Source organism: Streptomyces reniochalinae (assembly GCF_003323735.1).
Classification (GTDB): Bacteria; Actinomycetota; Actinomycetes; order Streptomycetales; family Streptomycetaceae; genus Streptomyces; species Streptomyces reniochalinae.
Map to the genome: position 1 here is coordinate 134,177 of NZ_QOIM01000022.1, position 24,084 is coordinate 158,260.

The following is a 24,084-nucleotide window of genomic DNA, read 5'->3' on the forward strand; positions in this document are numbered from 1 at the left end:
CCCCGGCATGTCCACGAGCGAAGGCGGCGACGTCATCCGGCTTCTGCGGATGCGCCTGCACGCCCTCAACGACCTGGCGCTGACGCTCAAGCACGTGCACTGGAACGTGATCGGACCGCACTTCATCGCCGTCCACGAGATGCTCGACCCGCAGGTCGAAGCCGTACGCGAGATGATCGACAACACGGCCGAGCGCATCTCCACACTCGGCGGCTCCCCCTGGGGCACCCCGGGCGTGCTGGTCGCCGAGCGCACCTGGGAGGACTACTCGCTCGGCAGGGCCGAGGCCATCGAACACCTCGGCGCCCTCGACGTCGTCTACACCGGCGTCATCGAGGACCACCGCAAGGCCGTGGAGGCCACCGACACCTCGGACCTGGTCACCCAGGACCTGCTGATCGAGCACCTGCGCCAGCTGGAGCTCTTCCAGTGGTTCGTACGCGCCCACATCGAGAGCTCCGGAGGCAAGCTCTCCACCGGCCCGCACGACTCCGAGGAGGCCGCCGCGGGCAAGGCCGCCCAGGGGGCACGCGGCAAGCCCTGACCCGCGCCGGCCCCGGCGGGCGAGCGGCGCCCCGACCCGGTCGGGTACGCCCTGCCCGCCCGGCGGTACCCCGAGCCGGCAGGCAGCCGCCGGCGCACCGTCCGACAGGCGGCGCGCCGGCGGCTGCCTGCCGGCCGTCGTTCGTGCCGCATCCGCGGGTGCGGCAGAGGTGCCCCGGGGCGGGCACGGCGGCCGGCCGCACGGATGGCGCTCCCCGGCAGGCGGCTGCCGCGCGCCGGCCGCATGATGAGGAAGCGGCCTTGCCAAGGAAGCCGTGGCCGCTGCCGGCCCCGCCCGGCGGGCCGACCCCGGGAGAGAGCGATGCACCGCTTCCGCGAACCGAACAGGGCGCACGGGCTGCGCGGCGCCCCACCGGTCGCCGCGCACGTGGCTCTGGCCCTCAACGGGATGGGGAGCTTCGCCTGGGACCTGGCCAGCGGCGAGATGCGCTACGACGACGCCGGGCTCGCCGTGATGGGCTTCCGGCCCGAGGAGTACGACAACCGGACCGCGACCCTCGCCGAGCGCATGCTCGGCGAGGAACTGCCCGAGATCCAGGCGCGGGTGGACCGCGCGCTGAAGGAGCACACCGGCTACAGCCTCTACTTCCGGGTACGCCTCCGCGACGGGTCGCTGCGCTGGACCCACTCCCAGGGCACCGTCGTCTGCGACGAGCAGGGGGAGCCCGCGCACGTCATCGGGATCATCCGCGACGCCAGCCAGGAGCTGCGCGCCGTCGACCAGACGCGGGAGCTGCGGCAGGCCAAGAGCGACCGCCGCAGGCAGGCCGACATCGTCGGCCACGTCAACGAGGCCCTCGCGCCGACCGTCACGGTGGACGACGTGGCCGAGGCACTGAGCACCGACCTGCTGCTGCGACGGCTCGGCGCCTCCAGCATCCTGCTCGGGCTGGCGGAAAGCGGCCGCATGGGGCTGGTGGGCGCCAATGGCGTGCCCGAGGGGCTGATCCGCGACTTCCACCTGGCCCGGATCGCCGAGCCGCTGCCGCTGAGCGAGGCCGTCCGCACCCGCAAGCCCGTCTTCGTGACCGACCGCGAGGAGTTCGCCCGGCGCTACCCGGGGCTCGGCGCCTATCTGCGGGCCGTACCGAAGTCCACCGCCGCCGTCTACCTGCCGCTGATCGCGCACGACACCCCCATCGGCGCGCTCGGCCTCACCTACGACGGCAAGACCCGCTTCACCCACGACGAGCGGACCGTACTGACCGCGCTGAGCAGCACCATCGCCCAGTCGCTCCAGCGCGCTCTGCTCTACGACCAGGAGCACGAGCTGGCCACGGGGCTCCAGACGGCGATGCTGCCGGGGCACATCCCGCACGTGCCCGGCCTGTCCATGGCCACCCGCTACCGCCCGGCGCGCGCCAGAGGCGGGATCGGCGGCGACTGGTACGACGCCGTCACCCTGCCCGACGGGCGCATCGCCGCCGTCGTCGGCGACGTGCAGGGACACGACGTGACGGCCGCCGCCGTGATGGGCCAGCTGCGCATCGCCCTGCGGGCCTACGCCGCCGAAGGGCACCCGCCCACGACCGTGATGGCGCGGGCCTCCGCCTTCCTCGCCGAACTGGACACCGACAGGTTCGCCACCTGCCTCGTCGTCCTGCTCGACCCGCACACGGGCCACGCGGTCAGCGTCCGCGCCGGCCACCTGGACCCGGTACTGCGCCGCCCGGACGGCAGCTGCGTCTGGCTCAACACCCCCGGCGGCCTGCCGCTCGGGCTGACCGCGCCGTCCACCCAGCCCCCCTACACGAGCGCGGAGACGGTACTGGATCCCGGAACCACCCTGCTGCTGTGCACCGACGGCCTCATCGAGTCCCGTACCAAGGACATCGACCAGGGCCGCGACCAGCTCATCGACGCCGTCAGAACCGGGCCCCTGCGCCCCGACCCGCTGGCCGACCACCTGCTCCACACGATGGGCGCCTTCACAGGCCAGGAGGACGACGTCGCACTGCTGCTGCTCAGGCAGGCCGCCGGCAGGCGCCACACCGCACCCCAGATGGCCGTCACCATCACCACCAACGACCCGCTCTCGCTCCAGGCCGCCCGCCAGGCCCTGCGCACCGCACTGCACCGCTGGTCCCTGGACGACCTCAGCGACACCGCCCAACTCCTCGCCAGCGAGATGGCCACCAACGCGCTGCTGCACACCGAGGGCGACGCCACCCTGACGGCCAGACCGGTGCGCACCGGGGGCCGCGCCCTGCGCATCGCCGTCACCGACACCTCACCCGCCTCCCCGCACCGCCGCGCCGCCACCGAACAGTCCACGTCGGGCCGCGGTCTCGTCCTCATCGAGGAACTGGCCACCGACTGGGGCGTCGAGCCGCGCGGCAACGGCAAGCGCGTCTGGTGCGAGATCCCGCTCGAAGTCCGCTAGGCGGATTCGACCGGAACATCGGGCGACTCGCCGAGCGGCGGCGCGTCGTCGCGGTGGTGAGGGAGCCGGGCTGCCGCCAACCCCTTCCGCTCGCGCGTCGGGGAGGGCGGGGGATTCGGCCGCGTGAGGCCGGGCACCCGCCTCGCAGTTGCCCCACGCGGCGATGTCAGCGACCCGAAAGGCGGCAGTGCACACCACAGCGCGCACCACTGCGCACACAGCTACGGACACCGACCGGAAGCCGGTCAAGGTCAGCATCGTCGTGCCCACCCACGACACGGGCGAGACGGTGCTGACCGGACTCCGCTCCTTCCTGGCGCAGAGCATGCCGCGCTCCGAGTTCGAGATCATCTATGTGGACGACGAGTCGAGCGACGACACCGCCGCGCTGCTCGAAGCCGAGATAGCCAGGCAGGGCGCCCAGGAGACGGCCCGCGTGCTGCGGATCGACCACTCGGGCTGGCCGGGGCGGCCACGCAACGTCGGTACCGACGCGGCGCGCGGCGAGTTCGTCCACTACGTGGACGACGACGACTGGCTGGCCCCCGAAGCGCTGGAGCGCACCTACGCGCGAGCGCGCGAGACCGGCGCCGACATCGTGATCGGCCGGATGGCCGGGCACGGACGGCAGGCGCCGCGCGCCCTGTTCGAGAAGCCGATGGCCTCCTGCGACCTGCGCGAGGACACCGCACTGCTGGCCTCCATGACGGTGCACAAACTCTTCAGGACGGACTTCCTGCGGGCACACGGGCTGCGCTTCCCCGAGGGGAGGGTGCGCCTGGAGGACCACATGTTCACCCTGCGGGCCTTCCTCCTCACCGACCGGGTCGCCACCGTCCACGACTACACCTGCTACCACTGGGTGCGGCACGCCGACGGCCGGCACAACGTCAGCTACGAGCGGATCGACCCCGCCCCCTACGTCGACAGCATCCGCAAGGTCCTCGCGATCCTCGACGCGCCGGACACCCACGTCCCCGCGGGCCGCCACCGCAACCGGCTGACCGCCAAGTGGTACGGCAAGAAGGCGCTGGAGAGGATCGCCGGGCGGCGCCTGCTCGACCAGCCCGCCGAGCGCAGGGCCGCCTGGTTCGAGGCGGTCGGCGCCCTGGCCGCCGAGCTGCCGGAGGAGGCGGACACGGCGCTGCCCACGCGGCTGCGCGTCGTCGCCGCCCTGGCCCGCCACGGCGACCTGGCACTGGCCGAGGAACAGGCGTCGTTCGAGGCCGGCGTCGTCCAGCGGCCGCGGGCGGAGTCTGCCCGGTGGCAAGACGGTGCGCTGCGGATGCGGTGCACCTCCTCGCTGGTGCGGGAACGCGGCAGGGGGCGCGCCGCCGCACCGCTCGTCTTCCTGCGGCCCGACGAGCACCGTCTCCGGCTGCGCCTGCCGCCCCGCGTCGCGGCCGTGGAGGCGGCGGCCGAGGTGGCCGACTTCGCCAAGGCGGTCCGGCGCAGCAACGTGCGCGGCCAGCTGCGGCACCGCGAGGGCGGCACCGTGCTGAGCGTCCCCACCACCTGGCAGGTCGACGAGGTACCGGCCGAACAGGCCGCGGCGGGCCGCGGCCTCTGGAGCCGGCTGCGGAACCTGTGCGCGAAGGCCGCCGCCCGGCTGCGGGGCCGGGCCGGGGAACCGGGCGCGCGCACCCTGCGCTACACCGCGGAGTTCACTCTCGACCCCGCCACCGCCGACCACGGCCGCCCCCTCGCCCCCGGCACCTGGGACGTCCACTTCCAGCTCGGGGTCGGCGGCTGGCGCACCTCCAAGCCCCTTCGGGGGCACACCATCCAGGTGCCGGACGACGCGGCCTCCGCCCCGCCGCCGGGGGAGCGGCAGCCGCGCGGAGGCCGCGAGCTGGAGAGCGCCGCCCTGTCCTGAGGGCTCGATGTGCGAAGAGGCACCGCACCCGGGCGCAGAGGGGTCTCGGCCGGGGCGCGGTGCTGTCGGGCCGACGGAATCGACCGGCGTTCAGACCTCTTCGGGATCCGGTTCGGAGTCCAGCTCGAAAGTGAAATACATGCTCATCACGTAGGGCTGGTCCTCGTCGCACATGTGGTCCCAGGAGACGTCCGTCAAACGGATGTCGTGGTTCCTCACCCACTCATGGGCTTTCCTGAAGACGTCCGCGGCTGTCGCACCGAGGATCAGCTTCTTGGCTATGGGATACACGCCGGTCTCGTCGTCCGCGTCGTCGAAGTCCTCTGGAACGTCCAGACAGAAGTCGGAATCGCGTGCCACGGGACGCACCCTTCCAGTCGGTTACCGGGACGAGTCGACACAGACCGCTTCTCTGAGTGGGCCCACATCGTTACGTGGCGGCGGGCCTCCACCCCACCTGGTGCGGGAACAGTACGGGCATCAGATCGGGTCGACCACGCACCCGCTCAGAGGCAGGGTCCCACATAGCATCGTGGCTTGGCGGTTCCGTTATCACCGATCGCCGGGCCTCTCCAAACCGTAGGCTTGGAAGACGATGACTCACTCCCGAGCGAAGTGAGTTCTCCATGACTGAACTGCTCGTATACCCAGGGACCAGCCCGCGTGCGCGGGGACCACTCAGTCCTGGTAACCGTCCTTACCGGGAGTGAGGGACCAGCTCCGCGTGCGCGGGGACCACTACATGATCGTGTGGATCGAGGAGGCGGCGAAGGGACCAGCCCCGCGTGCGCGGGGACCACGATCTCGACCCGGACATGGACGCGGTCGGCCGGGGACCAGCCCCGCGTGCGCGGGGACCACACGTACTCCGAAATAAGTTCAGCGCCGCGGGCGGGAAGCCGTCCGCGCGGTGGCGAAGGCGTCGGCGCGGGCCGCCGGGGCGGCGGGTGTCGCGCTCGGCCGGGGCCGGGGGTGTGTCGTGCGGATACGGGCGGCTTGGGCACGCCTGGCACCGGGGCCGCTGTGCGCGGCGCGGTGGAGGGCGGCGGAGACGGCCGCGTGCTTCGCGTCCAGCGGGGTGGGAGCGCCCGTTCGCGGCTGGGCGCGGGCGGTGACCGGTTCGAAGCGGACGAGGTGCTCGATGTCCCGGTGGATCATGTGGCGCTCGCGTACGACGGGCGTGGGGTCGTTCAGCGCGGTGGCGGTGGCGGCGATGAGGTGGCTGGGGGTGTCGGAGCTGAAGGTCGCTTCGGCTCGGGTGAGGTATCCCTCCGGCCCGGCCCACAGCACCACGGTCTCGTCCTCGCGGCCGTAGCTGCGGGTGTCGATTCAGGCCCCGGCCTGCCCATCGGGTGCCCGTAGTTCCACCGTGCCGGGCTCGGAGGCCCGCAGCCTCTCCCACCCCGCGTCGAGCAGCGGCTCGACGCTGTCGGCCCAGTAGATCGATGGCCGCGCGAGGAAGTGCCTCCCGTCCGGTTTCCAGTCCCGCGCCAGCGCACTGGTGAAACCGGCGGTGATCTCCGGTGGAAAGTTCTGGTTGAAGAGGGCCGTCCAGCGGACGGGGCCGACGGCGTCCTCGGCTGCGGTGATTTTGACGGGGTCGTAGTCGTCGCCGAACCAGCCGATCCTGATCCGGCCGTCAGGGCTGGTGTGCAGAAGTTGGCAGAGATTGTCGTCGTCGGGGTCGTGGCGGGGCCAGTGGCTGACCGGGGTGAAAGCAGGATCACCGGAGAAGCCCATTCCGGCGAGGTAGCGCGGGGTGACTCGGTACTCGCGCCAGCGCTCGTCCTCTGGCTGATCAGACATGAAAAGCGTTCCGTTTCGAGGAAGTCGGTCAGCGCACGCGCCGCGGACGCTGTTGCGGCGCGGATGCATTCGGGGCCGGTGCGGCCGGTTGGATACGGCGGCTGGGGGCGGGAGCGGAGCGGGCACGTGCGGCGTGAGCCCGGCGCACGTGCGGGTCGCCATCCGTCTGCTGATGTTCGTGTTGCAGGCGCCGGGCTGCGGCGTTGTAGGCGGCGTGATCCTGCCGTTCACCGACGGACAGCAGATAGATCTCCCGCTTGTGCTGGGAGGAGGCGGGCGCGTCGCGGTACTGGATGACCATCCGCCACCTGGTCTGCGGGTCGACGTAGACCTTGTGGCAGCCCGCCAACTCCCGCTGCAGCGCCGCGCCGCGTTCGTTGCCGTGCACCAGGTGCTGGAGTTCGAGCAGAGCCAGGTCCCGGATCTTCTCCGGCGCATCGTGCAGGTCGGCGAGGGCTTCGGGGTGGGCGGCGAAGGCGTAGCGGGCGCTCACGCCAGCCCCCTGGAGCGGGCATGAACCGTGCCGGGCGCCGCAGTGATCCCCGGGAGGGACGGCTGCGTGCTGGCCGTGACGCTGGTCGTGGTCCGGGTAAGGGCGGCGGCGGCACGCCGGTCGACGGGATCGCGTGCGGGCGCCGGGGCCAGGGGCAGCGGTGTGTCCCGGGCCCGCAGCCATGCGTCGGCCGCCTCGGCGCTGGTGAACGCCCCCTCGCGCACCGTGTACGTGTCCAGGGATGGCGCGGTCTCTTCCAGGAAGAGCCGGTAGGGCCGCTCGGCCGAGTCAGGGTGGGCGTCGTGGACGAGCGCGTTGACCTCGACGCCGTCCCGGAAAGTGCCCGGGTTGTGCGTGTAGTCCTCCAGCAGCGTGTACCGGCCGCCGGGGTTGGCGCGCAGCCGGTCCTCCACCTGGGAGGTGAGCGCATCGGCCGGGCGCGGGCCGGGCACGGCGCCCAACTCGATCGCCTCGGGCGGGCAGCCACGGTTGCTCAGCCAGTTCTGCGTGAACGGCACGGTCGGCTGCCGGGCGGAATCGAAGGCGAAGGTGCCCTCGGCGGAGTCGCGCTGGATGTGCATACCGACGTACTCGGCCGAGCCGGGGACGTCGTCCCAGATCGCGGCACGGTCGTAGAACAGCAGGTAGCTGTCGTCGGCGGTGTGGTGCGCGGCCAGCTCCGTGTACATGTCGTCCCACTGCGTCGCGCTCAGGAAATCGCCCTCGACGGCGCCGGAAGCGGGCTCGAAGCCGTCGAGGCGGTAGTCCGGGCCCCTCACGCCGCCCTACCTTCTTGAGCGCGTCCCGGGAGTTCGCGACTCTGGGACAGCGCGGGTGGGGCAGGGATGGTTTTCATGCTGGCTGCCCTCGATGGCTCAGGTGGCCACCTCGTACTCCGCCAGGTCCGGGGCGGCCAGCAGACGGTGGTTCGGCCGGGACGGCCTGGTGGTGCACGCGCTGAACGGGCCATCCGGCGCCCGCAGTTGCATCAGCCCGGGGTCCAGGTGGTCGCGGTGCCACAGGGAGGGCCCGGCGAGCCCGGCCTCGGCATCGGTGAACTGCTGCCAGGCCAGCCACAAAGCGTGCAGCCGCGCGACGGCCTCGGGGTGCTCGCTCCACTGCGCACACCAGGGGCGGGTGGAGGTGATCTCGCGTCCGTAGACCGGCAGCAGCAGATCCTCCACCCACACCTTCAGCGCCGCCAACTCCTCGGCATACGCCTGACCAGCCATCGCCAGAATGAACACGGAAGACCCCTCGGCAGGGCCACTCCCGCTGCTTGGAGTTGTACCGGCTCCCGGGCCGGGCCCTCCCGCCTCGTCGTCGGGCGGCGACGGCTGCTCGTCGGTGAGACGGGCGAGGGTCTCACCCTGCCTGCGGGTCTCGGCGACCAGACCACTGACCGTGGAGACGAGGTCATCCAGGTCGTGGTCCGGTATCCGTACCGGCTCATGCTCCTCGGCGGACTCCGACATCGACATCCCCTTCGTCGCTCGGGTGTGGGAGCGTCGAGGATGCGGGGAACGAGCGGTTTGGTCTGGCCGGGGAAGCAGGTATAGAAGGCGCGTTTCCGTGCCAGGACGCGGCGGAGGCCGGAACAGGGCAAAGCCGAGCGGCCGTGTGGCGAGCCAGCCCTCGATCGCGGCTCGTTGGCCAGCGCAGGTGCCCGGAGCCGGGGCCTCATGGCACGACCGTGCAGCGCGGGCGCACGACCACCTCGTGCGCTGACATGAGGTCCCGTCACTGGCTCTTGGCCCCCATAGTTGCCTCAAGGGTTCCCGGAGAGCGGCGCCCTCGTAGGCGCACCGCGCGATGACTGGCCAGAACGCGGAGGGGTTGTACGGCGCGTCCGGAAAATGGCTGTACCGCACAAACATGGCTTGAATGCTTGCCGTGCGGCAAATCTTTCGGCCTTGGTGCGGACTATCCCTAGAGGCGGAAGTTGCTGCCGTGTCAGCGTGCGGTCACCGCCGGTCAGTGGGGCCGGTGAGGGTGATTTCTTCCTGGGGGGAAGATGCGCATACGTGCCACGGGCACGCCGTTTTGGCGTGCCCGCACACAGTCCAGACGTACGGTCACCGCGTCGCTGGCGGTGTTGGCGGTGACCGCGACGGGCGCGGCGCTGCTGCCCGCGTCGGCCAATGCCGCACCGGTGGCGAGGGCGGGGGCGGACTCCGACTGGGGCAAGGGGAGCCCGGATGCGAAGGTCCCCGCCGTGAAGGTGGGCTCGACCAAGCGGGCCGCGAACGAGAAGGAGGCCGCCCCCTCGCCGGAGGTGGCGGCCTGGCGGGCGGCGCAGAAGGAACGCGCGACGAGCCCGGCGAAGGCGGCGCCCAGCAAGGCGGCCCGAGCGGCAGCGGAGACGGTGGTACCGGAGGGGCAGGGCGATGTGCCCTGGCATGAGATATCGGACTTCCGTATCACCGATTCCCTGGTCGCGCGGGTCAATCACTCGTCGGGGAACCTGATGCTGGCGGGCACGGACTTCGACGTGGCGGGTGTGGGTCAAAACCTTCAACTGGCGCGTACGTACAACTCGTTGGACGCCCCGTGGGGGAAGGTCTCGCAGCGCTGGTGGCAGGAGTACGAGCGCTACCTCCAGCTGTCGGATCACGAGGCCGTTCTCTACGACAAGACCGGCGACAGCCTCCGCTTCAAGCGGGACGGGGACGCCTTCACCACCCCGAAGGGCTACGCGAAGGATCTGAAGAAGAACGCGGATGGCACCTACACCCTGACCGACCGCAAGTCGGGGGTGAAGGACACCTACAGCGAACACGGCACGCTGACGAAGGTGACCGACAGGAACGACGGCGCGATCACCGTCACCCAGCACGACGAGGGCGCGGAGCACAAGGGCTTCAAGCTGACCGAGACCCGCTCGGGCCGCTGGGTCGACCTGCTCAAGACCGACGCGAGCCAGTGGCAGGCCAAGGACCACACCGGCCGCACCGCGGTCTTCGACCTCAACGGCGCCGGGGACCTGGCCCGGTCGACGGACACGGAGGGCAAGGCCACCAGCTTTGGCTACGACTCCTCCCGCCGCCTGACGAAGATCACCACCCCGGAAGGACGGGTGACGGTCTTCACGTACGACGCCGCCAACCGCGTCACCTCCATGCTGCGGGCCACCGGCTTCAACGGCGACGGCGAGACCGGCCCCACCTACCGCTACTCCTACGACACCGACGCACCCGGTAAGGCAGGCACGACCACCGTCACCGACCCGTTGGGCGACGCCACCAAGTACAAGCACGACGCGGACGGCCAGGTCTCCAAGGTCACCGACCCGCTGGAGCATTCCCGTTCGAAGACGTACGACGCGAACCGCAACGTGGCCACCGCGACCGACGCCATGGGCACCGGCGGCAGCGACGGGAATGTGACCGCCTACGGCTGGGACTCCCGCAGCAACCCCACGTCCGCGACGTTGCCGACGGGGGCGACGAGTGCGCTGACCGGCTACCAGACCATCGCCGGGGCCGACCTGCCCGGGACGATGAAGATGCCCGACGGCGAGGAATCGAAGTACGCCTACGACGCGAAGGGCAACACCACCTCCGTCGCCGTCTCCGGCGCGGGCGGCGGCACCCGCACGACGGACTACAACAAGGCCGACCCGAAGTGCGGCGGTTTCGAGGGCCAGGCGTGTTCGGTGAAGGACGAGCGGGGCAAGGAGACGAAGTTCTCCTACGACGCGAAGGGCAACCTCACGAAGGCCACCCCGCCCAGCCCGATGGGGGCGACCGCGTACACGTATGACGACAAGGGCCGCCCCGCCACGGTGACCGACGGCCGCGGCACCAAGACCACGTACACCTACGACGAGCGCGACCGGGTCACGAAGGTCGAGTCCCCGACGAAGACGGTGACCTACGCCTACGACGGGGACGGCAACCTCACCCAGCGCTCCGACAGCTCCGGGGTGGTGAAGTACGCCTTCGACCCCCTCAACCGCGAGACGGTCCGCACGCTCCAGGACGGCTCCCAGACGATCCTGACCTACACGGCCGACGGGAACGTCGAGTCGTATCAGGACCCGGGCGGCAAAACGGCGTACGCGTACGACGACGCCAACCGCCTGACCGAACTGACCGCGCCGGACGGCAAGAAGACCACCTACGGGTACAACAACAACGACACCCGCACCTCCACCACCTACCCCGGCGGCACCAAACAGGCCATCACGGTGGACAAGTCCGACCGCCCCACCAAGATCAAGGCCACCCACGGGTCCACCATCCTGATGGATCTGGCCTACACCTACTCCTACACGGCGGGCGGCAAGGCCACCGACGGGATGAAGATCCGGACCGTCACCGACACGGTCGAGGGTCTGAAGCGCACCCACACCTACGACAGTGCGGGCCGTTTCTCCTTCGCCAAGGAGACCAAGGGCAGCGCGACGAACAACTCCTGGCAGTACTGCTACGACGCGGCCGGGAACCTGACCTCCCAGGGCATCGTGGAGGGCTGCCCGCGCGGCACGACATACAAGTACAACGACGCCTCCGAGCTGATCCAGAAAAACGACGACACCAAGGGCTGGACCTACGACAAAGCGGGCAACGAAACGGCCGGAGCCCCGACCCCCGAAACAACGCGCACCAACAGCACCTGGTCGGACTTCTCCCAGCTCACCTCCACCACAGTGGGCGGCACGAAGTACGACGCTGAATACGCCTCCACGGACAACAGCGAACGCGTCAAGGTCGGCGCCACCTTCTTCCACCAGGGCCCCATCGGCCTCGCGGCCACCAGCACCAGCGGTGTGGACACGGGATTCGTCCGCGAGGCCGAGGGAACCCTCAACTCCATGACACGAGGCGGGAAGAGCTACTACTACCTGACCGACGCACTCGGCTCCACCGTCGCCATGGTCGACGAGACGGGCAAGAAGACCGCCTCGTACTACTACAGCCCGAGAGGCGTCACCGTACCCACCGAAACCAAGGGCGCCGAACAGCCCTACCGCTTCGCCGGCACCTACCAAGACCCCACAGCGACGTACCACATGGGAGCCCGTTACTACGACCCCCGCATCGGCCGCTTCACCCAACCCGACCCCAGCGGCCAAGAAACCAACCCCTACCTCTACGCATCCGGCGATCCCGTCAACATGATCGACCCTTCTGGGTTGTTCGGAATTCCGGACTGGGCCAAGAAGGCGGCGGGGAAGGTCAAGGACAACCTCAGCCGGATTGGCGGCATGGCCTCCGGCTGCGCTTCTGGAGTGGCTGCAGCAGGTGAGAGTGGTTTGATCGCAGCGGGTAGCACAGTAGGCCCCCAGGGAGGGCTCGCAACAGGTGTGGCAGGCTGCGCTGTGGGAGCGTTCGTGGCCGACAGTGGGGGATCCATAATCACCTACGGATAGGCCCCCTGAGGAATCTTTGCCCCTAGTTGGGGAGAACCGTTCTATGGTTCTCCCCAACGAGGGTTTCCAGCACATTGGAATGAACGCAAACTCATCCAGTACGCAAGAGGTGAAGTAGATGAATAAAAAACACGTACTCGCATTTACAGGCATCGCTGCCATAATTTCCGTCTTCGCGCTCATCAAGGGAATCTGGTTGAGCGATCCCATGGACTGGGGAAGTACGCTCATCGGAATCGTGGGTATTTCTGGTGTAGGTCTCATGTGCTCGGCATACGTCCGCGGGCGTAGGGCTCGGTGAATCAGTCGAGTCCGCTGATGCGAGATAATTTGCCAAGATGCCTACTATGAGGAGGATCAGCATGTCAGCATCCGAAAAGAACCCTGAATCGCCGTCGCCAGGATTGATGACTCTCATGAAATGGGGGCCTTGGGTATTCTGGCCGATGTTGGCATTCTCCATATTCATAGTTGCGGGATTGATCGTCGCGAAAAGTGGCGTGGGGCAGATCTTGTGGAGTTCCGTACATGTATGCGTGTGGGTTTACGCACTCGTCCGGACGAGGGGATTGAAGCGCAAGTACGGTATCGATCTGTCGTAGAGATGACGCCGGGCTGAATGTCCGAGCGGGGAACCCGCAGGAGATCGGTGGCGGCGCGGTGTGACCGACCGGTAGGGCTGGAGCGGTCGCAGCAGTCGTTTCAAGACAGCCCTCGGCTACGACGAGTAGGTTGGCGGCCCCATGAGGGTCGATGGGAGCAGGTGGCTGTAGGAGCGGTGAGGAACTGCAGCGCTTGGGCGGCTTGGCGCGGTATGACGCCGTTGCCCAGGGCGGTGAGTTGGGCGGGGCGCCCCAGTCCGGGGGTGGCGGTCACCCAGCCGTCTTCAAGGCCCTGCATCCATTCCACGAAGCGTGGGGAGAGGCGCCCCGCGTCGTCGGTTGGCGGCGGTGCCGGTCGGGTGAGGCTCTCCCACCGGGCGATGGCGTCGCCGTAGCGTCCCCATTCCCGGGGGACTTCTTCGTCAGCGCCGAGGTATCGAAGAGGGCGGGGCGCGGGTTCGCCGGAATCCGGCCCGCGGTCGCTCGGTCGCTCAGTTGGGCTGCCGCCGAGGGGAGCGTGAGGTCGCCGTTGCCGTGGCGCTGGCGAGGTGAGCCCTTGATGCCGTCGAATGCCTTCGGGGTCGGCAGCAGCCACTCGACCTCGTCCGCGAGGTTCGGCCCGTGACCGCCCTGCTTCCGTTTCTCCGGGTGCTGGCTGCCGCCGTTGGAAGCGATGTTGCTGGTCGGCGTCTTGAGCAACGGCGCCCCGTCGCCAGGCGACCAGGAAGAGACGTTCCCTTCGGTGCGGGGCGCCGACGTCGGAGGCGCGTAGCACGCACCAGCGCGCATCACGCCCGAGGTCGGCCAGGGAGCCGAGTACGGCACCGAGTGCCCGCACAGCAGGCCGACTTGCGGTGTCTCCCAGACACCACGGGCACGGTTCCAGGTTGCCAGCGGTAGCGGCGGGTGAGGTGAGGAGTCCTCGTACGTTTTCGATCACCACCAGGCAGGGGTCGAGGGCGTCGATGGCACGCACCACGTGGTGCCACAGCCCGGAGCGGTTTCCTTCCAGCAGGCCGGCACGGCGTCCGGCGATCGAGACGTCTTTGACAGGGGAAACCCGCCGTCAGGACGCACACCTCCGGCGCTTCCGACCAGTTGACGGTGGTGATGTCGCCGAGGTTGGGCACGCGGGGCCAGTGCCGGGCCAGGATGCGGCTGGCGCCGGGGTCGGTCTCGGCGTGCCAGGCGAGGGTGCCGCCCAGGGCGGCCTGGACGCCCAGGTCCAGGCCGCCGTAGCCGGAGCACAGACTCCCGATCAGCAGGCCCGAGCCACCAACCGCCGTCGGGTCATCGCCCACGTACGGGCCCGGCTGCATGCGAGGGCTGCTGGGCAGGAGCCTCGGCAGGTGTTTCGGCCTCGGCCGACGCCTGGTCGCGCGCGTGGTCGGCTTGCGCTGAGCGGGCGCGGGCGGCATGGGAGACGGACGATGCTTCCGCGTCTTCCAGGAGGGCGGCGCCGTTCATCATGGACGCGTGCGCGGAGGAGAGGCCGTCGCGGGTGTCGGCGATGTGCCGCTGGGCGAGAGCGAACGCCGTATGGCGCCCGTTGAGCAGTGCCGCGTGCTCGGGGGTGGTGCGGGAGTGGGCGTGTAGGAAGCCGAACTGGCGGTAGGCGGCTCCGTAATGGCCCACGGCTTCGCTGAGGTGTCCGGCCGCCCTGGCCCAGGCGCCGACGACGGCGGCGAGGCCGGGGTCGGGCTGGCTGCCTGCGGAGCGGACGCGCACTTCCTGCGAGAGGTCCTGCACGAGGGAGGCGAGGTCGGCCAGATGAGTAGAGGAGCGGGTCAGGTCGGGGAGATCGCCCGGGGAGTGGGGAAGGTGGAGCTGGCCGCGTTTGCGGCTCAGTTCCTCGGCTCGGCGCAGCATGCGCTGCCGCTCGGTCTCCGTCTGGTGGTCGTGGTCGTTCATGGAGCAACTCCTGCGGGTGCGTTGAGGAAGGGGCCGGGGAGTTGGCGGTTCTCGGGTGGTGTGCGGATGCCGGTGCATGGGTGTGGGCAATGACGCGCTGCGTCGTTCGAGTGCGGGCGGCCCTGGCCAGGGGAGGAGTGGTGTCGAGGTCCTTGGCGACAGCCCGCAGGCGCTTGGCGCCATCGCTGAGGCGGTCGCGGGCCCACTTGAGGCTGTGCTGCAAGGAGGCGAACGAATGCTCACGTGCGTCGTTCAGGTCCGGACCGACGTGGCCTTGGAAGCGGTGGTGGAAGCCCAGTTCGGCGTAGGCGGCGGTGTAGTGGGCCACCGCCTCGCCCGCCTGCCCGGCGACGTCCGTGTAAGCGCTCACGACCTGACCGCGGTCTGCGCGGGGCACCGCCTCGACGGAGCGGAAGAGGACTTCGTCGGACAGGTCCCGCACGAGGCCGGTAAGGGAAGCCAGGTGCTTGGAGGATCCGATCAGGTCCGGCTGATCTGTGGGAGAGGAGGGCACGGTGATGCTCGCGCGGAGCCGTTCCATCCTTTCGGCCACGATCACGAGCTGGGCCTGCTCGGACTGGGTGCGCTCGGCCGGGTCTGTCACGGGGAACTCCTTCGGGAATGCCGGGCAGAAGGGGTGGGAGAGGGCGCCGCCGCGCTGGGAGGCGCCTTGTTTTCGGCGCGGGGCGCGGTGCTGCGCGCCCGTGCGGCGGCGGCACGAGCCGGAGGCGGCAGACCCGACGGTTGCCCCGTCGCTGCGTCGGGCTCGGGGCCGGCCTCGCTGGCAGCTCGGCGACGGCGGATCTCGTCGAGGGGAACGAGGGCGTGCAGGGCATGGCTGATGAGCTGGCCGGGAGCGAGGGAGGTGTCATCGGCCAGGGCACGGACCTGCCGTGCGGAGGTGGCGGCGGTACGCAGAAGCGAGGAGTCGAGGACCTGCTCGCCGAAGTAGTCGGCCGATCCCGCGACGGGAACGTGGCATATCCGGCGCACGCGCTCGGCATCGAGTGAGCCCTCGGTGAGGGCGCCTCGGCGCTGGCACTCCCACAGCACCGTCAGCTCGTCCACCGGCTCGCCCCGGTGCCGCAGCGCTCCGAGGGCCCGGTAGATCTGCCGGTGGCCGGCGTCGGCGAAGTCGCCGGAATGTAGCCAGTCGGCCATCTGCGAGAGCTGCTCGGGGTGGGCGGTGAGCGCGCCGAGGAGGAACTCCTCGTCGGCCAGCACCCGCTCGGACGCCTGCCCCGCCGCAGCCGTGGCTGTCGGTCCGGGGACGGCGGTGTGGGGTTCCACGGGCCGGGGTTCGAAGCCCCAGCGTCGGCCGAGGTCGTCAAGTACATCGTGCAGAATTTGTGCGCGGTGCAGGGTCTCGTCCACGCCGTTGCCGCGGGCGGCGTCGGTGCGGGCGGCCTGGTGCAGGCGGTGGGCATGCTGGGTGACGCTGCGGTGAATGGCGCCCTCCAGCACCATCCGTCCGTAGACCGGCGCGTGCACGGGGCGCGGACAGGCGGAGGCCAGCGAGTGGACGTAGGCGCTGGTGACGCCACGCGAACGGGTACTCGCCTCCTCGCGGATCTCATTGAGCCAGGCAAGGGGGACCTGTGCGTCGGGTGCGAGCTTCGTCGCCGAGTGGCCGCCGGTGCGGAGTGTGAGCATCGCGGCGCAGAGCGCGGAGTGCGCGGGCCGGTAGAAGTGCTCGGGACGCAGCCAACCGGCCAGCCGACCGAGCTGGCGCGGCTCCAGCAGCACCGCGCCCAGGACTGCCTGCTCCGCTTGCAGCAGCGGCGTCACGCCCGCCCCACTTCGGACTCGTCGGTCCCGAGATGGGCGACGGCCCGGTTCGCGGCGTCCAAAGCGACTGCCAGGGAGTCGAGTTCCCGGGTGAGCGCGGGCTCGTTGGTGGGGACGGCGCCGCCGTTGGGGGCGACCAGCCACCAGTGCCCGTCCCGGCGTACGGCGGGGGTGCCGGCCAGTTGCTCGGAAGGGTGGATGGTGTCCCAGGAGGGTTGGATCATCGGGCACCTCGACGGGAGGAGAGAGCGGGCGTAAGGGTGTGGTGGTGAAGCCCGTTCGTCTCGTCGGGGTGCTGCTGCGGGTACGGCGGTCATGCGGCTGGTCCGTACTGGTCGCGGCCGGGGCGGTCCTTGGCCAGGGCGCGCTCGGTGATGGCGGCGGTGGCCTGCTTCGAGGCGGCGCCAAGGCGGTCGGCGTTGGGCTCGCGGTACCAGGGCTTGAGATCCAGCAGCGCCGGGCGGACCCCGGTGGCCAGCAGCAGGGCACTGCCCTTGGGCAGCGCCCGGATCTTGTCCGGCGGGAGCACGCGCTCCTGTCGCATGGACACCGAGGAGGAGTGGCCGGAGTCGCTGTGGGAGACCGAGAGGGTCTGCACGTCGTGGTCACCGGCCAGGCGGGAGAGCTTGTCGGCGAAGTCCGCGTCGTCGATGCCGGAGCCGATGAGCTTGATCGTCGCCGCCGACCACAGGGCGTCCATGCCGGTCTCGCCCCACACCCGCTGACCCTGCCGATAGGACTGCAGGATCGTGATCGGGATAACCCCACGGCTCCCCAGGTGGGAGTAGAGGTCGGGAAGGTCTTGGATTTTGCACACGTTCGCCGCCTCATCCAGGATCGCCAGCAGGGGCGGGTCGAGGCGTCCGCCATCGCGTTCGGCCTGGATGACGGCCGCCCGCATCACCGCGTCAGCGGCGGCGGCGATGATCGCCGACGCGCTGCCGCCGCCGTCCTTGGAGAGCAGGTAGAGCGTGCCGTGGCTGGAGGCGAACTCCTCCGGCTTGAACTCCCGCAGCTTCGAGGTGCCTTGGGGCGGGGTGACCCAGGCGGCGATGCGCGGGTCGAGGAGGCAGCTCGCGTACTGCCGGGCGTTCTCGAAGATGCCGTCGCGTGTTTCGACGGCTCCGGCGACGGTGCCCTGGAGCTGGGCGGCGACGGCGTCCAGGCCGGCATCGGTGAGCAGGTCGATCGGGGTGCGGTCGGCGGGCGAGGCGAGCCAGGCGGTCACCTCGGTGACCGGCCGCCTGCCCCGCGCCGCCGCGAGGAAGAGTGCGGTGAGAGTGTTGGCGGCGGCAGTGGACCAGAAGTCCCCGGAGCTGGACTCATCGATGGAGGCGGTGACGAAGTGCTGCGCGAGCCGCCGTGCGCCGGTGAGGTCGTGGGCGTCGGAGAGGATGTCCCACCACATCGTCTGCTCGGCGTGCGCGATCTGCTGAGGGTCCAGCGTCCACACAGTGCCCACCCGGGCGCGTTCATCGAGCGTCGCGGTGAACGCGTCGTTGGCCGCTTTGTTGGAGGTCAGCAGCACCGCGCCCGGAGCGCGGAGGATCGCGGGTATCGCGAGGCCGGAGGTCTTGCCGGAGCGGGGCGCCATGATGGCCAGGAGGACGTCCTCCCAGGAGGAGCGGACCTCCGCCGAGCCGGGCTTCAGCGAGCCGAGCAGCACCCCACGGTCGTCGGGAGCGACGTCCGTCGGCTTGGTGCCGGCGAGGCTGGGGCGCAGGCCGGTGGCCTTGGTGGCGGCCTTCTTCGGCAGCAGGTCACCCAGAGCGCGGTGGTCGGCGAGGCCCTGCTTGTTGGTGCGGAAGCGCAGCCACAGCTTCGCGCCGACAACAGAGGCCGTGAGCAGGAATACGGCGGGGATGGCGTAGCACCCGGTGAGCGGGGCGGGCCGGTCGAGGTGCGGCCACAGGGTCTCGGGGTGGAAGAGGGCCTGGACGGGTTTGAGCGGGGCCCAGGGGCCGGAACCGACGGCGGAGTTGGTGAGGTTGCCGAACAGCCAGGCCAGGCTGCCGCCGCCGATACCGAGGGCGGCGACGCCGAGTAGAAGATAGAGCAGGACGTCCGTACCGGTGGTGGTCGAGGGCGTCCTGGTACGCGCATCAGACAAAACGAGATCCAGGAACGTGCGGGAGCGGCTAGGGAGGCGCGGAGGGGGAGGAAGGCTCTGGAGGCGGTCACGGGGGCGGGTTCCTAGCGGTGGTGGCGGGGTTGCGGGGCGTGCTCGGGGCGTACCTGCGCGGCGGGCGGCACCCGTACGGCGGAGGTCCGGCGCGCGGGACCGGGACGTTGCGGGACCGCGGCGTAGTAGCGGGCGACCTGGGCCTGCCAGCGCGGCTCCGGGGGCGGGCCGAGCGCCCGCATCTGGTCGCTGGCGCCGTGCAACTCGTCGCTGAGATCGGTGAGCGTGGCGGCGGCGTCCTCGAACCGGCAGGCCAGCTCGAAGCCCTCCTCGACGCCGGAGGACCGAGCTTCTTCGGCTGCGGCCTCGAAGAACTCGCTGAGCCGTGGGAGCACGCCGTCGGCTTCGTCCAGGACGTGCTCGGTTGCCTCGGCGGCCTGCTCGTAGGTTTCGGCGCCGGTGAGCCGGTCGGTGAGATGGAGGATCTGGTGGCCGTAGGTGCGCTTGCCCTCCGGATCGGTGGGCGTACGCGTCTGGGGGTTGAGCGGCACGGGAGCTCCCGGGGTCAGAAATGGGGGTTCTCGCTGGGGCGGTCGGCCTCACCGGCGGCCTCCAGCAGCTCGGGCAAGTCCGACGGGTCGGCGTCGCGATTGTCGATCCACCACCCGGCCCGGGTCAGCGGCCGTACGGCCTCCTCGATGGCCTGCCACTCGGCCTCGTCCGTCTCGCCTTCGGCGACCAGTGCGGTGTAGGCGGCGGTCACGAGCTGGTGGCGGCAGCGGGCGGCCCAGCCGACCGCGCGCTCGCTGCCGTCCAGGGGTGGCATTCGGTACTGCTCGGCCCAGGTCTCGGCCTCGGCCGCTTCCTCGGCGCGCTTGTTCGCCAGCCACTCGGCCTTCGACTCGGAGTCCTGGTCTTTGGAGGCTCGCCAGCACTCGGAGCAGTCCCGGGAGGCGAGCCAGCGGGCGTAGCCGGCACGCCGGTCGGCGGGACGCTTGGAAAGGTCGACGTCGCAGGTGTGGCCGCAGACGTGGTCGATGGGCCAGACGGTCTTCACGGGCATGGAGCAGGCTTCTTACGGATCGTACGGAGTGTGTTCAGCGGGTGTGGCGGTTGTCAGGTGGCGGCTGGGCCGGAGGAGCTGGCTGTGGGAGTGCCGACTGCGGGGTGAGCCCGGGGCGCTGAGGCGAGGAGGCTGTGGCTGCACGGGAGCGGGCCGCGTGGTGCTCCGGCAGCTCCTTGTGCCCTTCGCGAGGCGGTATGTCGGAGGGGGCGGGGGCGCTCCTGAAAATGCCCCGGCTCATGTCCTCCAGCTCCATCACGGCGCTCATGACGTGGTCGTTGAGGGAAGTGACCAGGTGCTTCATGCTGCGCAGGTGCAGGGCCATGTCCCGGCCCTGGTCGAAGTTGAGGTGGTCGCACCATTTCGTGGCGGTGTCGACGAGGTCGTCCAGCTCTTCGACCGCGCCGATGCTTTCGTCCATCGCGCCCCGGATGACTTCCGAGATCCCAGCGGCCTCGCGCAGCTCGCGGGCCTCGTCCTCCAGCACGACCGGCGACTGGCCAGGACGGGAAGAGGGCTTCCCGTCCTGTGGCACCACGGCACGGGGGTCAGCGGCGACCGACAGGCCCGCGTCCTGGAACTCGTGCGTGGCGGCGGCCACGTTCTGCACTGCCGTGTGGTGCGGGGTGCCGTCCGGCAGCAGATACACATCCAGCCGCGTGTTGTAATCGAAGTGGTGCTTGCGCAGCACCTCGTTGACGAAGGGCCGGTCATCGGCGACGGCAGCCGCGATACCGAATTCGGGGGTGGCGCCGAAGGCCACATCGGGCTCAAGTTCCAGAGGCACAGGAACGCTTCTCCTAGCGGTGATGCGCGGACTGCCGGGCCACAGCCGGGGCGGTACGGTGCGTGCTCTCGACCAGCGGGCCGACCTGCGCGGCGGTGGTGCCCGTGCGGGCGGGCGAGACGGCGGTCGCGGCCTTGGCCCGTCGCTGCTGGGCGCAGGCCGCCGCGAGGGGCGCCTCCTTTCGCGGCCCGCCGGGCGGCGGCGGATACTCACCTGGATGGAGGTCGTAGGCGGCATCGGTATGGACGTTCTGGCGCGCGGCCCGCAGTGACTGGACCGCGAGTTGGGTGCGGCGTACCGGATCGCGGCCGGGCTCGGTCAGCGCGTAGAGGCGGCTGTCGGGGAGGGGTTCGAAGCCGACCCTGCGCAGCAGGTGGTCGGTGACGTGATGATCGTGGGAGGGGGCGGCCACGACGCCGGCATCGGGGTGGTGGCCGATGGTGATGTGTGGAGCTTCCGCCACGAGCTGCACCTCGGTGGGTCGGGTACGTACGGGTGGCGAGGATCCGCGAGAGAGCGGGATTTGGCGGTGCCGGAGATTTCCGCTAGCGCGGCCGGTGCGTCCTCTCAGCGCCGGACGGCTCGAACGTCGTAGGACTGGGCGCGGTCGGTGAGACGGTGGGCGCGGCTGCGGTGGTGGAGCGGGCGCGGGCGGCCTCGGCCTGAGCTGTCCGGCCGCGACCGGCGCCTGCCTGCACGCGGGTTGCCTGGTCGATCTCGACCAGGACGTCGGCGTTATCGGCAAAGGTGAGCGCGTAGTGCCAGCCCTCGGCGTTACGCAGGATCTCGGCCCTGCGCCGGAACTCCGAGCCCCGGGGGTGGTCGCGGAGGATCATCTCGTCCGCGTACTTCCAGGTGTCGCGTTCCCGTCGTCCTCCTTCGACGGCGTGGTGTAGGGCGGTGAGTTGGGACCTGCGGCGGCGGATGATCTCGAAGTCGGGATTTTCGTAGTCTTGGTGGAGGGCGCGGAAGTCCTCCTCGGCCTGGGCGAGCAGCTCGGGCCCATGGTCAAGGAAGGGCTCGAAGGCGGTCCAGGCTTCGGCGTCCCGCTGGTGCTGGCGGGTGTCGTACCGCTCGTCCAGCGGTTCGTGGTTGTCGTCGCAGAGGCTGTCGGAGACGGCGTCCCAGTCCTCCAGGGCCTTGCGCCCGCGTTCGGCTGCCTCGGGGATCGCGGCGAGGAGGGATTCGCGGGTGGTCGGGTCGAGAGGCATCATGTGCTCCTTCGCGAGGTCGGGGCGGGCGGCGTCGAGTCCGGTGATCGGCACTGCCCGCCCTTGGTGTTCTGGCTGGTCAGCCGCTCATCCGGGCGTCGGTGTCGAACAGTTCGCGCTCTCGTGGGTGGAGCAGATGTTGAGTGATGAAGGAGCGGCCTGCGACTTTCCACAGGCCGCGTCCCTTGGTGAGGGCGGAGACGGCCTGGGCCTCGACGCCGGTGAGTCCGAGCAGGGTCGACGCGGCGGCGAGTTGGTCTGCTTCCTGGCGGTAGATGATGCGCGTGGAGCAGTCGGTGAGCAGGCCCTCGGCCAGGGCGCGGCCACGGGAGCCCGCGTCACCTGCGGTGAGCAAGTCGCTCAACCGGTGGATGACCATGAGGTTCGCGATCCCGAGTCCCCGCGAGAGCTTCCATTGGGACTGCATGCGCTCCAGCAGGGCGACGTGCCGCATGACGCGCCAGGCTTCGTCGTAGATCACCCAGCGCCGCCCGGCGTCGGGGTCGGCGAGTGCGGACTCCATCCACGCGGACGCGCACGTCATGGCCAGCACGATGCGGTGTCGTCGCCCGCGCCGCCCAGGCGGGAGAGGTCGATGGACAGCATCGGGGCGCTGGGGTTGAAGGCGACGGTGGACTCCGCGTCGAACATCCCGGCCAGGTCTCCGTGCACCATGCGACGGAGGGCGTGGGCGAGGTCTTCGGCGGCGGTTCCGAGGCGGCCGGAGGGTCCGCCGAGCGCGGCGTCGAGCTGTTCCGGTGAGCCGAGGACGTGCGCGATCTGCCCCAGCAGCGGCGTGCTCCCGCCGGCCCCGGCGTGCCCAACGACCTCGTCGAGGGCGACGTCGAGCGCGGTGTGTTCCATCGGGTGCAGCTCGCGCCGCAGCACCGTCTTCGCCAGCGAGCCGAGGAGGAGCAGGCGCCGCTTGCGGACCTCGCCGCGCCAGTCCTCCTCGCTGACCCCGCTCGGCCGTGCGGGGGCGTCCAGGGGGTTGAGCCTGCCGGGCAGGCCGGGGCCGAGCGCGATGGTCTGGCCGCCCAGCTCGCGGGCCACGACGGTCCACTCGCCCTTGGGGTCGCAGGGGACGTAGATCTTGTATCCGAAGGCGACGGCGCGGACTGCGAGGGACTTGGCCACGGCGGACTTGCCCATGCCGATGACCCCGGCGAGCAGGATGTTCGGGTTGGTGAACCCGTCGAGGCGCCCATACAGAGCGAAAGGATCGAAACAGAACGCGGCCTCCGCGTGGACGTCACGGCCGATATAGATGCCTTGGGCGCCCAGGCCGCCTTCGGCAAGGAAGGGGTAGGCGCCAGAGGCCGTCGCGGTCGTCATCCGGTGGGCGGCGAGTTTCAGGCTGCCGCCGCGGGCGGAGGCCGGGCCGGGACGTCCGGCTGCCGGGTAGGTGGCCTGAAACTCGGGGTGGAGTCCGGGAGAAGTAGCGCGGCTCTCGGGGCGGTTAGCGTGGCGGGCTTGGTCGCGGGCGGTGGCGAGGTGGGCCCGCGCGGTGCGCGCAGCTCGGCGGTCGCTCTTGGCGGGGACGAACAGCGGGCTGGCGGTGGCGCGGGCGCGTGTGGAGGGGGACATGCTCGGTGGTGCTCCTGATGGTGGTCAGTGGCGGGTGAGGCCGGTGAAGGGGGCGCGTAGATCGGCAGGGGTGTGGTCTCGGCGCACCCGCGCTGAGGTGGCCAGGTGGCGCTGGCACACGGTGAGTGCGGGCGCGCCCTCGGGAAGCCGGGCCCGGCACGCCTCCCGGGCAGGCAACCGTCCGGTGTCCGGGTGCGGGGCGGCGTGGAAGGCCGCGTGGAGGTGGTCGGCGGCCTGCCACAGGCGGATGCGGCACGCGCGCAGGTGGTCGCCTTCGACGCCGGCCACGGGGGCGGTGCTGGTGGTGTGCGCGTCCAGGAGCCCGTAGAGCGCGACCAGGTGCGCGTGCAGCGTGTCCAGTTCGGTGCGGGAGGCGGCGATGGGGGCGTCGGGCAGGTTGATCGCCCGGTGGAGGTCGAGCGCGGCGGTGGCGAACGGAACGAAGTCCGAAGCCGGGTCGGGCAGGGGAGCGGTCGGCATGAGAGGGGCCTTCGGTCGAGCGCGGAAGGAGGGGAGT

Annotated in this window: 21 protein-coding genes and 2 pseudogenes; 4 read left to right on the forward strand and 19 right to left on the reverse strand. The window is 70.6% G+C overall.

Features of this window, described 5'->3' with window-relative positions; all coding sequences use genetic code 11:
- The first annotated feature begins 7 nt into the window (after positions 1–7).
- From DQ392_RS04295 to DQ392_RS04305, 3 genes are all read left to right on the forward strand, one after another.
- Entirely contained in the window at positions 8–544 is a 537-nt protein-coding gene (locus DQ392_RS04295) for a Dps family protein (RefSeq protein WP_114014158.1), read from the forward strand.
- A 321-nt stretch (positions 545–865) separates the two neighbouring features.
- Complete coding sequence (locus DQ392_RS04300) at positions 866–2,947, forward strand: SpoIIE family protein phosphatase (RefSeq protein WP_114014116.1); 2,082 nt, start codon at positions 866–868, stop codon at positions 2,945–2,947.
- Between the two features lie 187 nt (positions 2,948–3,134).
- A complete protein-coding gene (locus DQ392_RS04305; protein ID WP_181856269.1) occupies positions 3,135–4,823 on the forward strand; it encodes a glycosyltransferase family A protein in 1,689 nt (562 codons plus the stop codon).
- A 90-nt stretch (positions 4,824–4,913) separates the two neighbouring features.
- Here the strand turns inward: DQ392_RS04305 and DQ392_RS04310 are convergent, their stop codons facing one another.
- From DQ392_RS04310 to DQ392_RS04330, 6 genes are all read right to left on the reverse strand, one after another.
- A complete protein-coding gene (locus tag DQ392_RS04310) occupies positions 4,914–5,183 on the reverse strand; it encodes a hypothetical protein (protein WP_114014118.1) in 270 nt (89 codons plus the stop codon).
- 519 nt (positions 5,184–5,702) lie between these two features.
- On the reverse strand, positions 5,703–6,116 hold the full coding sequence (locus tag DQ392_RS35025) for a DUF317 domain-containing protein (protein ID WP_245981170.1): 414 nt from the start codon (positions 6,114–6,116) through the stop codon (positions 5,703–5,705).
- 36 nt (positions 6,117–6,152) lie between these two features.
- Positions 6,153–6,629, reverse strand: a complete 477-nt coding sequence (locus DQ392_RS35030) for an SPDY domain-containing protein (RefSeq protein ID WP_245981171.1) — start codon at positions 6,627–6,629, stop codon at positions 6,153–6,155.
- A 28-nt stretch (positions 6,630–6,657) separates the two neighbouring features.
- On the reverse strand, positions 6,658–7,122 hold the full coding sequence (locus DQ392_RS04320; RefSeq protein ID WP_114014119.1) for a hypothetical protein: 465 nt from the start codon (positions 7,120–7,122) through the stop codon (positions 6,658–6,660).
- On the reverse strand, positions 7,119–7,901 hold the full coding sequence (locus DQ392_RS04325; RefSeq protein ID WP_114014120.1) for a hypothetical protein: 783 nt from the start codon (positions 7,899–7,901) through the stop codon (positions 7,119–7,121). The genes DQ392_RS04320 and DQ392_RS04325 overlap by 4 nt, the downstream gene beginning before the upstream one ends.
- Before the next feature lie 96 nt (positions 7,902–7,997).
- Positions 7,998–8,603, reverse strand: a complete 606-nt coding sequence (locus DQ392_RS04330; RefSeq protein ID WP_425470477.1) for a DUF4913 domain-containing protein — start codon at positions 8,601–8,603, stop codon at positions 7,998–8,000.
- 734 nt (positions 8,604–9,337) lie between these two features.
- Between DQ392_RS04330 and DQ392_RS04335 the strand changes: the two genes are divergently transcribed.
- Positions 9,338–12,496 carry an RHS repeat-associated core domain-containing protein gene (locus DQ392_RS04335; RefSeq protein WP_425470480.1) on the forward strand — a complete coding sequence of 1,053 codons (3,159 nt, stop codon included), beginning with the start codon at positions 9,338–9,340 and terminating at the stop codon, positions 12,494–12,496.
- Between the two features lie 702 nt (positions 12,497–13,198).
- Here DQ392_RS04335 and DQ392_RS35035 read toward each other — a convergent pair.
- The 13 genes and pseudogenes from DQ392_RS35035 to DQ392_RS04395 all read right to left on the reverse strand — a co-directional run bounded on the left by DQ392_RS35035 (position 13,199) and on the right by DQ392_RS04395 (position 24,047).
- Positions 13,199–14,134: a DNA cytosine methyltransferase gene (locus DQ392_RS35035; RefSeq protein ID WP_342774911.1), complete on the reverse strand. Its 936-nt coding sequence runs from the start codon at positions 14,132–14,134 to the stop codon at positions 13,199–13,201.
- 70 nt (positions 14,135–14,204) lie between these two features.
- Positions 14,205–14,417 (reverse strand): annotated as a pseudogene (locus DQ392_RS35040) (hypothetical protein); the annotation flags it as partial.
- Complete coding sequence (locus tag DQ392_RS04345; protein WP_114014122.1) at positions 14,389–15,009, reverse strand: hypothetical protein; 621 nt, start codon at positions 15,007–15,009, stop codon at positions 14,389–14,391. The gene DQ392_RS04345 and the pseudogene DQ392_RS35040, both read right to left, overlap by 29 nt.
- Positions 15,010–15,609: 600 nt before the next feature.
- Positions 15,610–16,797, reverse strand: a complete 1,188-nt coding sequence (locus DQ392_RS04350; protein WP_114014123.1) for a DnaB-like helicase N-terminal domain-containing protein — start codon at positions 16,795–16,797, stop codon at positions 15,610–15,612.
- Entirely contained in the window at positions 16,794–17,021 is a 228-nt protein-coding gene (locus tag DQ392_RS04355; protein WP_114014124.1) for a hypothetical protein, read from the reverse strand. Before DQ392_RS04355 ends, DQ392_RS04350 begins: the two co-directional genes overlap by 4 nt.
- 89 nt (positions 17,022–17,110) lie before the next feature.
- A complete protein-coding gene (locus DQ392_RS04360) occupies positions 17,111–18,907 on the reverse strand; it encodes a type IV secretory system conjugative DNA transfer family protein (protein ID WP_114014125.1) in 1,797 nt (598 codons plus the stop codon).
- An 83-nt stretch (positions 18,908–18,990) separates the two neighbouring features.
- A complete protein-coding gene (locus DQ392_RS04365; RefSeq protein ID WP_114014126.1) occupies positions 18,991–19,470 on the reverse strand; it encodes a hypothetical protein in 480 nt (159 codons plus the stop codon).
- 14 nt (positions 19,471–19,484) lie between these two features.
- A complete protein-coding gene (locus tag DQ392_RS04370) occupies positions 19,485–19,982 on the reverse strand; it encodes a hypothetical protein (RefSeq protein ID WP_114014127.1) in 498 nt (165 codons plus the stop codon).
- Between the two features lie 34 nt (positions 19,983–20,016).
- Positions 20,017–20,769: a hypothetical protein gene (locus DQ392_RS04375; RefSeq protein WP_147266490.1), complete on the reverse strand. Its 753-nt coding sequence runs from the start codon at positions 20,767–20,769 to the stop codon at positions 20,017–20,019.
- Positions 20,770–20,782: 13 nt separating this feature from the next.
- Positions 20,783–21,232: a hypothetical protein gene (locus DQ392_RS04380; RefSeq protein WP_114014129.1), complete on the reverse strand. Its 450-nt coding sequence runs from the start codon at positions 21,230–21,232 to the stop codon at positions 20,783–20,785.
- A gap of 82 nt (positions 21,233–21,314) precedes the next feature.
- Entirely contained in the window at positions 21,315–22,034 is a 720-nt protein-coding gene (locus DQ392_RS04385) for a hypothetical protein (protein WP_245981173.1), read from the reverse strand.
- Positions 22,035–22,059: 25 nt separating this feature from the next.
- Positions 22,060–23,567: pseudogene (locus DQ392_RS04390) on the reverse strand (ATP-binding protein).
- Positions 23,568–23,591: 24 nt separating this feature from the next.
- A complete protein-coding gene (locus tag DQ392_RS04395) occupies positions 23,592–24,047 on the reverse strand; it encodes a DUF6238 family protein (RefSeq protein ID WP_114014130.1) in 456 nt (151 codons plus the stop codon).
- Positions 24,048–24,084 lie beyond the last annotated feature (37 nt).

Bases quoted from the DNA above. Each gene is read 5' to 3' on its own strand.
- DQ392_RS04295 (WP_114014158.1), top strand. From the start codon at position 8: ATGTCCACGAGCGAAGGCGGCGACGTCATCCGGCTTCTGCGGATGCGC.
- DQ392_RS04300 (WP_114014116.1), top strand. From the start codon at position 866: ATGCACCGCTTCCGCGAACCGAACAGGGCGCACGGGCTGCGCGGCGCC.
- DQ392_RS35030 (WP_245981171.1), bottom strand. From the start codon at position 6,629: ATGTCTGATCAGCCAGAGGACGAGCGCTGGCGCGAGTACCGAGTCACC.
- DQ392_RS04330 (WP_425470477.1), bottom strand. From the start codon at position 8,603: ATGTCGATGTCGGAGTCCGCCGAGGAGCATGAGCCGGTACGGATACCG.
- DQ392_RS04345 (WP_114014122.1), bottom strand. From the start codon at position 15,009: ATGAACGACCACGACCACCAGACGGAGACCGAGCGGCAGCGCATGCTG.
- DQ392_RS04355 (WP_114014124.1), bottom strand. From the start codon at position 17,021: ATGATCCAACCCTCCTGGGACACCATCCACCCTTCCGAGCAACTGGCC.
- DQ392_RS04370 (WP_114014127.1), bottom strand. From the start codon at position 19,982: ATGCCCGTGAAGACCGTCTGGCCCATCGACCACGTCTGCGGCCACACC.
- DQ392_RS04395 (WP_114014130.1), bottom strand. From the start codon at position 24,047: ATGCCGACCGCTCCCCTGCCCGACCCGGCTTCGGACTTCGTTCCGTTC.